Origin of the sequence: Flavobacterium caseinilyticum (assembly GCF_004349085.1) — a bacterium.
Classification (GTDB): Bacteria; Bacteroidota; Bacteroidia; order Flavobacteriales; family Flavobacteriaceae; genus Flavobacterium; species Flavobacterium caseinilyticum.
This window is the reverse complement of sequence record NZ_SMFM01000001.1, coordinates 55366-69100: the sequence shown is the minus strand read 5'-3', so window position 1 is coordinate 69100 and position 13735 is coordinate 55366. Positions and strand designations below refer to the sequence as shown.

The 13735-nt window shown below is 37.0% G+C and carries 10 protein-coding genes and 1 pseudogene; 8 read left to right on the top strand and 3 right to left on the bottom strand.

What is annotated here, in order from left to right; all coding sequences use genetic code 11:
- The first annotated feature begins 53 nt into the window (after positions 1-53).
- The 3 genes from rsmA (at position 54) to proC (ending at position 3131) form a co-directional block, all read left to right on the top strand.
- On the top strand, positions 54-833 hold the full coding sequence (gene rsmA, locus E0F89_RS00270; RefSeq protein ID WP_131907873.1) for a 16S rRNA (adenine(1518)-N(6)/adenine(1519)-N(6))-dimethyltransferase RsmA: 780 nt from the start codon (positions 54-56) through the stop codon (positions 831-833).
- The gene (mgtE, locus tag E0F89_RS00265) at positions 823-2175 is read left to right on the top strand and encodes a magnesium transporter (RefSeq protein WP_131907872.1); all 1353 of its coding nucleotides are present in this window, start codon (positions 823-825) and stop codon (positions 2173-2175) included. The genes rsmA and mgtE overlap by 11 nt, the downstream gene beginning before the upstream one ends.
- Positions 2176-2354: 179 nt before the next feature.
- The gene (gene proC / locus E0F89_RS00260) at positions 2355-3131 is read left to right on the top strand and encodes a pyrroline-5-carboxylate reductase (protein WP_131907871.1); all 777 of its coding nucleotides are present in this window, start codon (positions 2355-2357) and stop codon (positions 3129-3131) included.
- A gap of 70 nt (positions 3132-3201) precedes the next feature.
- Here proC and nhaA read toward each other — a convergent pair whose 3' ends face one another.
- Positions 3202-4371 carry a Na+/H+ antiporter NhaA gene (nhaA, locus tag E0F89_RS00255; protein WP_131907870.1) on the bottom strand — a complete coding sequence of 390 codons (1170 nt, stop codon included), beginning with the start codon at positions 4369-4371 and terminating at the stop codon, positions 3202-3204.
- A gap of 144 nt (positions 4372-4515) precedes the next feature.
- On the opposite strand from nhaA, the pseudogene E0F89_RS00250 reads away from it, so the two are divergent.
- Together E0F89_RS00250 and E0F89_RS00245 are read left to right on the top strand one after the other, a co-directional pair.
- A pseudogene (locus E0F89_RS00250) lies at positions 4516-5454 on the top strand (2-hydroxyacid dehydrogenase); the annotation flags it as partial.
- Positions 5455-5911: 457 nt separating this feature from the next.
- Complete coding sequence (locus tag E0F89_RS00245; protein WP_131907869.1) at positions 5912-6190, top strand: TM2 domain-containing protein; 279 nt, start codon at positions 5912-5914, stop codon at positions 6188-6190.
- 102 nt (positions 6191-6292) lie between these two features.
- Here the strand turns inward: E0F89_RS00245 and E0F89_RS00240 are convergent, their stop codons facing one another.
- A complete protein-coding gene (locus E0F89_RS00240; RefSeq protein WP_131907868.1) occupies positions 6293-8095 on the bottom strand; it encodes a GNAT family N-acyltransferase in 1803 nt (600 codons plus the stop codon).
- Positions 8096-8208: 113 nt separating this feature from the next.
- Between E0F89_RS00240 and E0F89_RS00235 the strand changes: the two genes are divergently transcribed.
- From E0F89_RS00235 to E0F89_RS00225, 3 genes are all read left to right on the top strand, one after another.
- Positions 8209-8970: an exodeoxyribonuclease III gene (locus E0F89_RS00235; RefSeq protein WP_131907867.1), complete on the top strand. Its 762-nt coding sequence runs from the start codon at positions 8209-8211 to the stop codon at positions 8968-8970.
- Between the two features lie 184 nt (positions 8971-9154).
- Positions 9155-10096 (top strand): OmpA family protein, encoded by a 942-nt coding sequence (locus E0F89_RS00230; protein WP_131907866.1) that lies wholly within the window; start codon positions 9155-9157, stop codon positions 10094-10096.
- A 391-nt stretch (positions 10097-10487) separates the two neighbouring features.
- The gene (locus tag E0F89_RS00225) at positions 10488-11525 is read left to right on the top strand and encodes an aldo/keto reductase (RefSeq protein WP_131907865.1); all 1038 of its coding nucleotides are present in this window, start codon (positions 10488-10490) and stop codon (positions 11523-11525) included.
- Between the two features lie 147 nt (positions 11526-11672).
- On the opposite strand, the gene E0F89_RS00220 is transcribed toward E0F89_RS00225, so the two are convergent.
- Complete coding sequence (locus E0F89_RS00220) at positions 11673-13640, bottom strand: transglycosylase domain-containing protein (RefSeq protein WP_131907864.1); 1968 nt, start codon at positions 13638-13640, stop codon at positions 11673-11675.
- Positions 13641-13735 lie beyond the last annotated feature (95 nt).

Genomic DNA, 13735 nt, shown 5'->3' with positions numbered 1-13735 from the left:
TAAAAATATAATTAGGCTTTGCGCCTTAGTGCCTTCGTGGAAAAACAAAAAACATGGAAAAAGTAACAGCCAAAAAACACCTCGGACAACACTTCTTGAAAGACGAAAGCATTGCAAAAGACATTGCTGACACGTTGAACTTAGAAGGATATGATGATGTATTAGAGATAGGTCCGGGAATGGGAGTTTTGACAAAATATTTGTTAGATAAACCCGTGAACACTTATGTTATTGAAATCGACACGGAATCAGTGACATATTTGGACCAAAATTATCCAAAATTAAAAGACAGAATTATTTCAAAAGATTTTTTGAAGTATGATATTAATGAAACTTTTGAAGGGAAACAATTCGCAATTATTGGCAATTTCCCGTATAATATTTCGACACAGATTGTGTTTAGAACTTTGGAATACCGCGATCAGATTCCGGAATTTGCAGGGATGTTCCAGAAAGAAGTAGCGCAACGTATTTGTGAAAAAAAGGGAACAAAGGCGTATGGAATTTTGTCGGTTTTGGTTCAGGCTTTTTATGATGCCGAATATTTATTCACAGTTGATGAAAATGTATTTATTCCGCCACCAAAAGTGAAATCAGGAGTTTTACGTTTGCGCAGAAAGAAAGATTACAGTTTGCCTTGCGGTGAAAAATTGTTTTTTACCGTAGTGAAAACGGCTTTTCAGCAGCGACGCAAAACATTACGAAATAGTTTGAAAACCTTAAATTTGTCGGACAGTTTGAGAGAAGATGAAATTTTCAATCTTCGACCAGAACAATTAAATGTAGAACAGTTCATAGAACTCACCCAAAAAATAGAAGCCGATGGAGTTTAAAATCAGCAAAGATTTAATTCAGGAATTAGAGCAACTCATTCAAAATAAAAACGACCAACAACTGGAAGTATTATTGAATGATATGCACCACGCTGATATTGCCGAAATTCTGGATGAGCTTGATTTTAATGAGGCAACTTACATTTTTAAAGTATTAGACAGTGAAAAAACCGCTGAAATTCTTCTGGAATTGGAAGATGATTTGCGAGAGAATATATTAAGCAGACTTTCGGCAAAAGAGATTGCGGAAGAATTAGATGAGCTGGAAACCAATGATGCAGCCGATATTATTGCGGAGCTTTCACAAGATTTGAAAGCTGAGGTAATATCAGAACTTCAGGATGTGGAGCACGCCAAAGATATTGTTGACTTGTTGCGTTATGATGAAGATACTGCTGGTGGAATCATGCACAAGGAATTGGTTAAAGTCAATGAAAATTGGAATGTACTGACGTGTGTAAAAGAAATGCGCATTCAGGCCGAAAATATTTCCAGAGTCCATTCGATTTATGTGGTGGATGATGAAGACCGATTAAAAGGGCGTTTGTCCCTGAAGGATTTGTTGACCACTTCTTCGAGAACTCCAATTAATGATGTTTACATCCGAAAATTAAACTCGGTAAAAGTAGATACCGAAGATGTTGAGGTGGCCAGAATCATGCAAAAATACGATTTAGAAGCCATTCCTGTTGTGGATGAATTAGGTCGGTTAGTAGGCCGAATTACAATTGATGACATTGTGGATGTAATCAAGGACGAAGCTGATGAGGATTACCAATTGGCAGCAGGTATTTCGCAGGACGTTGAAGCGGATGACAGCATATTTGAGCATACAAAAGCAAGATTACCTTGGCTGGTTTTGGCTCTTTTGGGTGGTTTTATCTCCGTAAAAGTGCTCGGATTATTTGAAGGAGCGATGCTTCTGCACGGAAATTTATTCTTTTTCACACCACTTATTGCCGCCATGGCAGGAAATGTTGGGGTGCAATCTTCGGCAATTATAGTGCAGGGTTTGGCAAATAATACGTTGAGCGGATCGTTATTTAATAGATTGGTCAAAGAAGTATCTCTGAGCTTATTAAACGGACTTATTTTGGCTACGATATTATTTTTAGGAAGTCATTTTCTGTTGAATGTTGAAATTATAATCGGGATTATTGTTACCGTAGCATTGATGTCTGTAATTATTATTGCTTCGTTAATAGGAACTTTTGTACCGTTATTGCTAGATAAATTTGGTGTTGACCCCGCTTTAGCCACAGGGCCGTTCATCACAACGAGCAATGATATTTGCGGAATTCTGATTTACTTTTCAATAGCAAGACTGATTTTAGGGTTTTAAAATAGAATAAAGAGAATAGAATAAAGAGAATAGAGAATAGAACAAAGAAGAAAGAGGATAGAATATTTAGAGGGAACTCAATGACGAACTAATACAACTATAACTACACAACCAACACTTTCCCATATTGGCTCCCTTTCCTTTGGAGAGGGATGGGGAGAGGAAAAACCACAACCAGCATGAAAATACACATCATTGGCGGCGGAAACTTAGGTGTTTCTATAGCAATAGGGATTTCAAAATTTTCAAAAAATAATCAGGTTACGTTAACCAGGAGAAACACTGCCAGTATTCTGGACTTGGAACAATTAAAAATCAGCGTTTCTTCGGATAACACCCATATGATTCAGCAAGCCGATGTTATCATTCTGACGATTAAACCCTATCAGGTAGATGTTGTTTTAGATGAGATTCTCCCTGTAATATCCAATAAAATTATTGCTTCTGCAGTAAGCGGCTTAAACATTGAAGCGCTACAAAGCAAGATCGGAGATACAAACCACGCCATTCGAATCATGCCTAATATTGCCGCACAATTTGGCGAATCGGCTACTTGTATTTCTTTCGAAGAAAAAGACAGGGAACAGGCTCAACATGTAATTTCTCTTTTTCAAGATATAGGGACGGCTTCAATAATCGACGAAAAATTAATGGATGCGGCAACAGTTCTTGGCGCTTGTGGTACTGCTTATGCACTGCGGTACATTCGAGCATCAATGCAGGCGGGAATCGAAATAGGATTTGATGCTCAGACGGCTTTGGCAATTGCGGCGCAAACCGTAAAAGGAGCCGCTCAGATGCTATTGGAAGAAAAGGTGCATCCGGAACAATTAATAGACCGGGTTACAACTCCTCAAGGCTGTACTATTGTGGGATTAAATGAAATGGAGCATCATGGTTTTAGTTCCTCTTTGATTAAAGGAATTAAGACTTCTTTGAAACAAATCAAAGGATAAAGTTGATAATAACACAAAAAAAGGATGCTTGGTTTTAAAACGAAGCACCCTTTTTTTATGGACAGATCAGTTACACTGTAACTTTAATCTTGTTTTTTTTTGGTTTTTTTAAGATGTATTTCAACCAGAAAAAACCAATAGTTCCCGCAATAAAAGAAGCTATTAAAATCGCAATTTTGGAATAGGTAATGACTTCTTCGCCACCGTCTTTAAAAGCTAAAAGCGTGATGAAAATAGACATCGTAAATCCTATTCCGCCCAGCATTCCTGCTCCTAAAATACTGCTCCATTTTAGATCTCTTGGTAGGGTGCAAATCCCTAAACTTACGGCAAGGAACACAAACAACAATATTCCCAGCGGCTTTCCTACCACAAGACCCAGCATAATTCCAATTGTATTGGGATGATTTAATCCTTCGTGCCAATCTGAATTTATGGCTATACAAGTATTGGCTACGGCAAATAAAGGAAGAATAAAAAACGCTACCGGTTTGTGTAAAAAATGCTGTAAACGATACGAAGAAGTTTTTTTGCCACCATTTCCAAACGGAATTACAAATGCTAATAATACTCCGGTTATTGTAGCGTGAACTCCTGAATTTAGCATAAAATACCACATCGCAGCACCACCAATCAAATAAGGAGTCAGGCTGTGAACTTTTCTTCGGTTCAATATAAATAAGCCTCCCATAATAGTAAAAGCAATCAACAGATTTAAATAAGCGATCGTGTCCGTATAAAATATGGCAATTACCATAATGGCACCCAGATCATCGATTACGGCAAGCGCGGTCAAGAATACTTTGAGTGATATAGGTACTCGATTTCCTAAAAGGGACAAAATACCAATTGCAAAAGCAATATCTGTCGCCATTGGAATTCCGGCTCCATTTTGTGTGACGGTTCCAAAATTTAATAATAAAAAGATTCCTGCCGGAACAATCATTCCGCCGAAGGCGCCAAAAATAGGTAATGCAGCGTTTTTTATACTGGATAATTCTCCTTGATATATTTCACGCTCTAATTCTAATCCAATAAGAAGAAAGAAAATAGTCATTAAGCCGTCATTGATCCAATGCGTAATTGAATGACTTCCGATATTGGTTCCCCAAAAAGCAATGTATTCGGTTTGAAAAGAGGAATTGGCTAATAAAAGAGAGAGTATTGTTACAAAAAGTAATAAGAGCCCGCCGGATTTTTCGCTTTCAAAAAAAGCTTTGAAGGTTTTCGTTAATTTCATTTTTGGATTTTCATTTATTATAAGTTTAAGATTTATAATAAAAAATTAAAAACGCTAATTTACAATTTTAAGCGCTAATTCCATCCGATAAAACAATAAACCGTATTTTTTTTGTTAATTTGAAGTATCAAAAATCGAATAATTATGGATATTAAAATCCTTCACATAGACAGCAATAATCCCTTACTTTGGGATCAGCTACAGCAGTCCGGATTTATAAATCACAGTGATTTTACCTCTTCAAAAGAAGAAATTGAATCTAAAATCCAAGAGTATCATGGAATTGTAATCAGAAGTCGTTTCAAGATTGATAAAGAGTTTTTGGACAAAGCCACGAATCTGCAGTTCATTGCGCGAGTGGGAGCTGGTTTAGAGAGCATTGATTGCGAATATGCATTGTCAAAAAATATTACGCTGATTGCTTCTCCGGAAGGGAATCGAAATGCAGTTGCAGAACATGCATTGGGAATGATTTTGTCTCTTTTTAATAAACTGAACCAAGCTGATAGCGAGATACGATCAGGACACTGGAACCGGGAAAGCAATCGCGGTTGCGAGTTGGACGGAAAAACAGTGGGGATTATTGGTTACGGAAACATGGGAAAATCATTCGCGAAAAAACTGCGTGGTTTTGATGTGGAAGTACTTTGTTATGATATTCAGGAAAATGTGGGCGACAGTAATGCGAAGCAGGTTTCCTTTGCCGAATTTCAACAAAAAGTGGATGTAGTAAGTTTACATATTCCGTGGACTCCCGAAACGGATAAAATGGTTGACAGTGATTTTATCAACGGATTTGCAAAATCATTTTGGATCATAAATACCTCACGCGGCAAGAATATTGTCACTGACCATTTGGTTATGGCTATGCAATCTGGTAAAATTCTTGGTGCTGGTCTAGATGTTTTGGAATATGAGCAATTGTCTTTCGAAACACTATTTCACGATAAAAATACGCCAGAGGCATTTCAATATTTGCTGAAAGCCAAGAATGTGATTTTGAGTCCGCATATTGCCGGCTGGACAGTCGAAAGCCATGAGCGATTAGCGCAAGTGATTGTAGATAAGATTAAAGCAAAATATTTTGGTCAAGCCAAAGTTGAAGCGCCGGAACAACGCGTTATTGGAATTGGCGGTTTCTTTTTTAAATCAAAAAACCCTAAAGAATTGGTGGCTTGGTACGGAAAATATTTGGGTTTAATAACCGATGATTATGGTTCTACTTTTTGGTGGAAAGACAAAGAAGGAAATGACTGTTCTACCCAATGGTCGCCATTTGCGGAGGACACCACTTATTTTGCGCCAACCGAAAAACAGTTCATGCAAAATTTCCGAGTGCGTGATTTAGAGGGTTTGTTAAAAAAATTATCGGATGAAGGTGTAACGATTGTAGGTGATGTGAAGTCCTATGAGTATGGAAAATTCGGTTGGATTCTTGATGTAGAGGGAAATAAGATAGAACTTTGGGAACCAATCGATGAAGCATTTCAATAATTTTTATATTTTTAATAACTGAAAAATAATCCTTTAAAATAAATCTATGGAAAATCAAAAAATTGAACACTGGAATAACACACCGGTTAACAGGCCGGAAAATAAAAAAATTGTTGCAGGAGTGCTGGCAATCCTTTTAGGATATTTGGGAATTCATAAGTTTATTTTGGGATATACTCAAGAGGGAATTATACAACTGATTATAAGTATTGTGACATGCGGTCTGGGAGGTGTAATTGGTCTTATCGAAGGGATTATTTATCTTACTAAAACAGACGAAGAGTTTTATCAAACCTATCAAGTAGGTAAAAGAGGCTGGTTCTAAAATATGAGCATTTCCCTTCTAAATTTTTTTTGCCACGAATTTCACAAATTAGTTTAAGTTTATTTGTGAAAATCGTGGCTACTATTTAATATGATTTGGAAATCAATCTTCTTTCTCGCTCAATTTGCGTTCCAGTTCGGCCTGAAATTCTTCCATAACGGGTTTCATCGTGCTTTCCGGAATATCTGCAATTCGGATGTACATTAATCCGTCAACGGCATTGTTAAATAGCGGATCGACATTAAAAGCGACCACTTTTGCATTTTGTTTGATGTATTTTTTAATCAAAACTGGTAAACGCAGACTTCCCGGTTCCAGCTCATCGATGATTTTATCAAACTTGTTCAGATCGGATTCGGCTTCGTCAAAAATGAAATCTTTATCGGCATCTTTCAGTTTTACCTTATACGCTTTCTTCGGATGGATGTATTGTGCAATATACGGATCGTAATAATTGGATTTCATGAATTCAATCATCAGCGATTTTGAGAAATCTGAAAATTGATTGCTGATGCTCACGCCTCCCAGCAAAAATTTATGCTCCGGGTAACGCAAAGTTGTGTGCATAATTCCTTTCCAAAGCAGGAAAAGCGGCATTGGTTTTTGTTGGTATTCTTTGATAACGAAAGCGCGTCCCATTTCAATGGATTTACTCATCATGTCATAAAGTTCCGGTTCAAATCGAAAAAGGTCGTTGAGGTAAAACCCGTTAATCCCAAATTGCGGATAAATTTGGGAACCTAAACCCATCCGATAGGCGCCGGCAATTTTATTAGCATCGCTATCCCATAAAAACAGGTGGTGATAATATTGGTCATGCTTATCTAAATCAATGGATTCATTTGTTCCTTCGCCTACTTCCCGAAAAGTAATTTCTCGCAGTCGCCCGATTTCATGCAAAATACCTGGAATTTTGGTCGCTTCCGCAAAGAAAACTTCATAGTTTTTACTTTGCAAAAGACGACAGTCGGTATTTCTCAGTGCATCAACCTCGGCAATAATTTCATCTCCATTTGCAGCAGTAACAATTTTTTTTGGACTTTTTGGAAGTTTTAGAGTCGAAGGAGTCAATAATTTGCTTTCTTTTTCAAAAGGATTAGCAAGCATATACGTTTTTTTTCTCAAAAATTCCGAATAGTCCTCCAGCGTTGTAAACTCATTTTGTTCACTCACTGAAATGGGTTTTCCAATGCGTACTTTTATCACGCGATGCTTTTGGCTAAACACTTCCGAAGGTAATTTGGCGGTTCTTAAAGTACCGCTTAGCTTGGAAAGTAAATAAAATAATCGGCTGTTTTTAGCATGAAAATAGATGGGTACAACGGGAACCTGAGCTTTTCGGATTACTTTAATCGCGCCTTCTTCCCATGGTTTGTCCACCATTAATTGCCCGTCTTTATAGGTAGACACTTCTCCTGCTGGAAACATGCCTAATGGTTTTCCATCGCTGAGATGGCGTAATGTTTCCTTGATTCCAACCACACTCGATTTAGCATCCTTATGATTTTCAAAAGGATTCACCGGCATGATATATTTTTTTAATGGCTCGATTCTGTGCAATAGGAAATTGGCAATGATTTTGAAATTAGGTTCTCTTTCGAGCATTAATTTCAATAATAAAACCCCGTCAATTCCTCCTAACGGATGATTAGAAATCGTAATGTAAGCTCCTTCTTTTGGCAAGCGTTTTAAATCTTCTTCGGGGATTTCGAACTTTATTTGTAAATCATCCAATATTCCATTGAGAAAGGCAACCTCAGTCAGATGTTTGTTTCTATTGTATACTTTGTTTAATGTAGAGATTTTTAGCACCTTCATCAACATCCATCCGGAAAAAGTTCCAAAAACTCCGTACTTATCAACATTTATCGCTTTTGCAACTTCTTTGGCGGTTACTAAACCCATGTATTATTTGTTTTAGAGCAAGAGACAAAGGTAGCAAAAAACTCCATTTTCTTCCCTTTTTAGGAACCAAACTTCTACTTTTTTATTACATTTGAAACACTAAAAAAACATTAATGAAAATCATTTCATACAACGTCAACGGACTCAGAGCTGCCATTGCAAAAGGCTTTATTGAGTGGTTGCAGCACGCAAATCCGGATATTATTTGTCTGCAGGAAATTAAAGCTACCGAAGACCAAATACCAGTTGACGACATTACCAAAGCGGGTTATCCGTATCAGTATTATTATTCGGCGACAAAAAAAGGCTACAGCGGAGTGGCTATTCTTTCAAAAATCAAACCCACTGCTGTAGTTCCCGGAACCGGAATCCACCACATGGATTTTGAGGGGAGAAACCTTCGAGCTGATTTTGAAGGTTTTTCTGTTATGAGTTTGTACCTGCCATCGGGAACCAATATCGAGCGGCTGGATCATAAATTCATGTTCATGGATGATTTTCAGAACTACATCAATGATCTAAAAAAGGAAATTCCAAACCTGATTATCTGTGGCGATTATAACATTTGCCACGAAGCGATTGATATCCATGATCCTGTGAGGAACAAAACCGTTTCAGGTTTTTTACCGCAAGAAAGGGCTTGGCTCGACGGATTTATGAACTCCGGATTTGTCGATAGTTTTCGCCAGTTCAACAGTGAACCGCACCAATACACGTGGTGGAGTTACCGCGCCGGAGCCCGAGCAAACAACAAAGGCTGGCGTATCGATTACACTTTGGTCAGTGATTCCCTGAAACATAAACTCAAGAGAGCCGTTATTCTTGCTGACGCAATACATTCAGACCATTGCCCTATTCTGGTGGAAATCGAGTAATCTCCGAAGCCCATTCGAAAGAGGAGCTATTTCCCGCTATTCGTTGCAATCTTTCCAGTCCTTAACTTGTTTCTAGAATCCTGAAACAAGTACAGGACTGGAAAGGATTTTCACTTCTATCGGGGCTAGGGCATTTGAATACATTTTGAATTTTTGATTTATAAACAACATAAAAACAGATAAAATGATAAAAAGAATTTCCGTCGGATTACTGATATTGTCACTTTCAACATCCTGTGTGTCCAAGAAAATATACAATGATTTAGAAAGTAAATACGCCGATTCCAAAAAAGAAAACAGAAGTTTAGCAGATGAAAACGCTGATTTGTTAAAAGCTAAAAATCAATTAGAATTAGACCGTGATGGTTTGAAAACTGATTTGAGTAAATCCAACGGAGAATTGGATAAATTGAAAGCAGATTACGCCGCAGCTCAAAATAAATTCGAAGTCTTACAGGATTCTTACGTGGCTTTAGAAAAAAACAGCGGAGATGCTTTGCAAAGCAACATGAAGAAAAACCGTGATTTGCTGGAGCAATTAGACGAAAAAGGAAAAGCATTGGCATTAGAACAAGACCGATTGAGCAAAAGCGCACAACGTTTGCAAGAACTAGAAGATTTGATTGCTGCCAAAGAAGCCAGTATGAAAAAACTAAAAGAAACTTTATCCAAAGCCTTGAATAGTTTTGAAGGAAAAGGCTTGACAGTAGAACAGAAAAACGGTAAAGTATATGTGTCCATGGAGAACAAATTGCTTTTTAATTCCGGAAGTTGGGCTGTAGGTTCCGAAGGGAAAAAGGCAGTTGTAGAATTGGCAAAAGTTTTGGGTGACAACCCGGATATATCCGTACTTATTGAAGGTCACACCGATGATGATGCATTCACGGCTTCAGGTCCAATTGCCGACAACTGGGATTTATCAACCAAGAGAGCTACAGCAATTGTTGCTATTTTGAGTGAGAACAAAAAAATCAACAAGCAAAATCTTACTGCGGCTGGAAGAGGAGAATTCTCTCCATTAGGAAGCAATGCAACAGCCGAAGGAAAAGCGAAGAACCGTAGAATCGAAATCATTCTAACGCCAAGATTAGACGAAATCGCCGAAATGTTGAATGAGATAAATTAAGGTTAAAGCATCGAGTAATTATAAATTTTTACCAGTAAGAAATTAAAAAAATTTAGCATTGGTCTTAAGTGAAGCTCAATGTCTTAATGGTTTAAAAAAGAATTTTTTCACAGAATATTTGTAATTATAAGTTTCGGCATTAAGGAATTAAGATAATTCAGCGTTGATTCGTAATAAAACTTAATCTCTTAATGGTTAAAAAAAAGGACTTTTTCTTAACCGCTAATTCGCTAATTTTATCCTTCGTTTGAGGGGTTTTTAATTCGCTAATTAGCGGTTATATTTTTTTAACATGCTGTAAACTTTTCTCAATTTACTGTTAACACTAAATCGTAATGACAAACTAATTTTATCTTTGTTTTCGAAAAATAAAATACAATTTCCTTAAAATATGAAATACACTACTTTGCCCAATACTGATGTAAAAGTCAGCAAAATTTGCCTTGGAACCATGACTTTTGGACAACAAAACACAGAAGCTGACGGTCATGCCCAAATGGATTATGCCTTAGAAAATGGAGTCAATTTTTTTGACACTGCAGAAATGTATTCTGTTCCCGCGCGTGAGGAAACGTACGGCAGCACCGAGAAAATCCTTGGAACCTGGTTTAAAAAAACAGGAAAAAGAGAGGAAATAGTTTTGGCATCTAAAATTGCCGGGCCCAATCCAAATTTTGAATACATGAGAGAAAAATTAGATTTCTCCCCAGCCAGCATCAAATTTGCATTGGATAATAGTTTACAACGCTTACAAACGGATTATATTGATGTGTACCAATTGCATTGGCCGGAACGCAAAACCAACTATTTTGGACAACGAGGTTTCAAAGTGCAGGATGATGCTTGGGAAGATAATATTCACACCGTTCTCGAGACATTAGACGGTTTTATTAAAGAAGGAAAAATCAAATATATCGGACTTTCAAACGAAAATCCTTGGGGGATTATGCGTTTTCTGGAAGAAAGTAAATACAGCAATCTGCCAAGAGTAAAAACGATTCAAAATCCATATTCTTTATTAAACCGACTTTTTGAAAACGGTTCGGCTGAAATTTGTCTGCGAGAAAAAGTTGGTTTATTGGCGTATTCGCCGATGGCTTTTGGAGTTTTGTCCGGTAAATTCCTTACTGGCGAAAATCATCCAAACGCCAGAATCAAATTGTTTCCGCAGTATTCTAGATACAACAGCGCACAAAGTACCGAAGCTACTCGTTTGTATAAGGAAATAGCCAACAAAAACGGACTGACTTTAACGGAATTGTCTTTGGCGTTTATCGAACAACAGCAGTTTGTTACCAGCACAATTATTGGCGCGACAACATTGGATCAACTTAAAGAGAATATTGATACGATTCAAGTGTCGCTCTCGGATGAAATTCTAAAAGCGATTGATGAAGTGCAGGCTGTGATTCCTGATCCGGCACCATAAATTAAAAAATCATTTTTTGTCATTCCGACAAAGGAGGAATCTACCATGATGGGATTCCTCCTTTGTCGGAATGACAATATAATAGTAAATTTAAACCTTCGTGAACTTGGCGCTTTCTTCGTGAAATTTGTGGTTAAATCTTCAGCATTAAAGATCAAATTCATCATCAACGGCTAAAGAATCCACTTTTATTTGTGTTGAATCTTGTACCTTAAATTTGATAAAAGATTTTGCAGGCCCCGAAATCAATATCGGTAAGGACTTATAAATCGTATCTTCAGCAGTCAAAAGTCCTCTTCGGAGCATAATATTGGTTAAGAACGATTCTTGTTTCACGGCAAAATCTTTCAACATGCCTTGATCGTTAAATTGATACATGAATTTTTTAGGACTTGGAATAATTCGGGCGAGATACAAGCATTCATTTAATGATAATTCCGAAGGCGTTTTTTGGAAATAAAACTGACTCGCTTCGCCAATTCCATATACATTTGGACCCCATTCGATGATATTAAAATACACTTCAAGCATGCGTTCTTTGCTTACAATTCGGTTGTTTTCCAGAATATAAACCAATAAAATCTCTTCCAGTTTACGGGATACAGTTTTCTCCCGACTCAGAAAAGCATTTTTTACTAATTGCATGCTGATAGTACTGGCGCCGCGTGAGAATTTTTTGGTTTTTATGTTTTTGATGATGGATTGTTTGAATGCTTCGTTGATAAAACCATGGTGCGAAAAGAAAGAAGGATCTTCTGTAGTCAAAACCGACTTTCTTAAGTATGGCGAAATTTGGTCCAGCGGTGTGTAATTTGGATTGGCCGAACCGACTAAAACCGGACGTTGCAGGACGTTTTTTATAAGTGCGCGATAGACAAATTCGCCATTGAGTTTATTGAGGTTGGCTTCGCCATATTTGGTGATTTTTAGATTTTCTTTTTTCAGTTTACTGTCAAAAACTAGTTGATTGGGTTTGTTTTTATTAAAGGCAAAATTTAGTTTATAATCAAAAGTACCTGTGGCTTTCATACCTTGAAAATTGGTAAATAAACCGTCAGGAAGCGAAGAGATGAAATCCTGCGCATTCATTTTTGGGATGCTTATTTTGAGTTTATAAATGGTGTCTTTTTCGGTTTCATAAGCTGCATAAGGATGAAATTTTATTTTATTTAACTCAACCGTTGAGCTGCTGTCAATCGAAATAAATTCAGAACCCAATAAGAATCGGTAATCGAATCTGGCATTTCTAAGAATGACATCTTTGCTGGCAATTTTCGGATGGTTGATTTTTAAATTGGCAATAGCCATGAAGCCATCAATATGCAATTCCTCACCGTCTTTATCTATGTTTTGAATATTTAATCGAATGGAATCAAAACTCGATTTCAGGTTGAAGCGCTCGTCTAAATAGGGCATTTTTATTGCGCCAGAGTCCATATTTACGAAACGGATATCGGCTTTTTTATTCCTTGGATCAGCAAAACCTTTAATTTTCCAGCGTTGAGAAAGAGTGTTGGTTTGAACTTTTATCGAAGTTTCCAATTGCTTGTTGACCAATCGCAATTTTTGAAAATTGATAGTTGCTTTTTTCCCATTATCATTAATTCGGAAAGAAAGATTGTCCAGAATCATATCCGTCGGGACTAAATTCAGTGCTTTTGAAATGAGTCTGTAGGTAGACCGAGCGTAATGTTTTTTCTCGTCGCTTGTTACTTCCTGATTGTCTTTTTTTAGAAAAGCATCATAGTTTGTCACTTTTCCTTTTTTGACAAGTTGGACAAAACCATTTTTTATTTCTAAAGTTCCCAATTGAAGATCACCAGTAATCAAGCGCCATAAATTAATACTCGTTTTTAGTTTTTGTATTTTAAAAAGAGTATCAGCATTTTTTGGAATTATTGATATATCGGTAAGGCTTAATCCGGATAATCCATCGAATGCTGCTTTTTTTACCAAAAATGTACTATTGTATTCTGTTTCCATTTCGTGGGAAACCTTGGCGACGGTTTGCTTTAAAACGGCATCGCGAAATACATAAAAAGTAATAATTACGACTGCAAATAATACAAAAATTGTATTTACGGCAAGAATTATTTTTTGTTTTCCGGTTCTCATAAACAGTCTGTCATCTTATGGAATTCAATATATGCATTTATCCGTAAAGTAAAGGAAAAACTAGTATAGATCTTGACTTCTCTTTGTATTTAGTA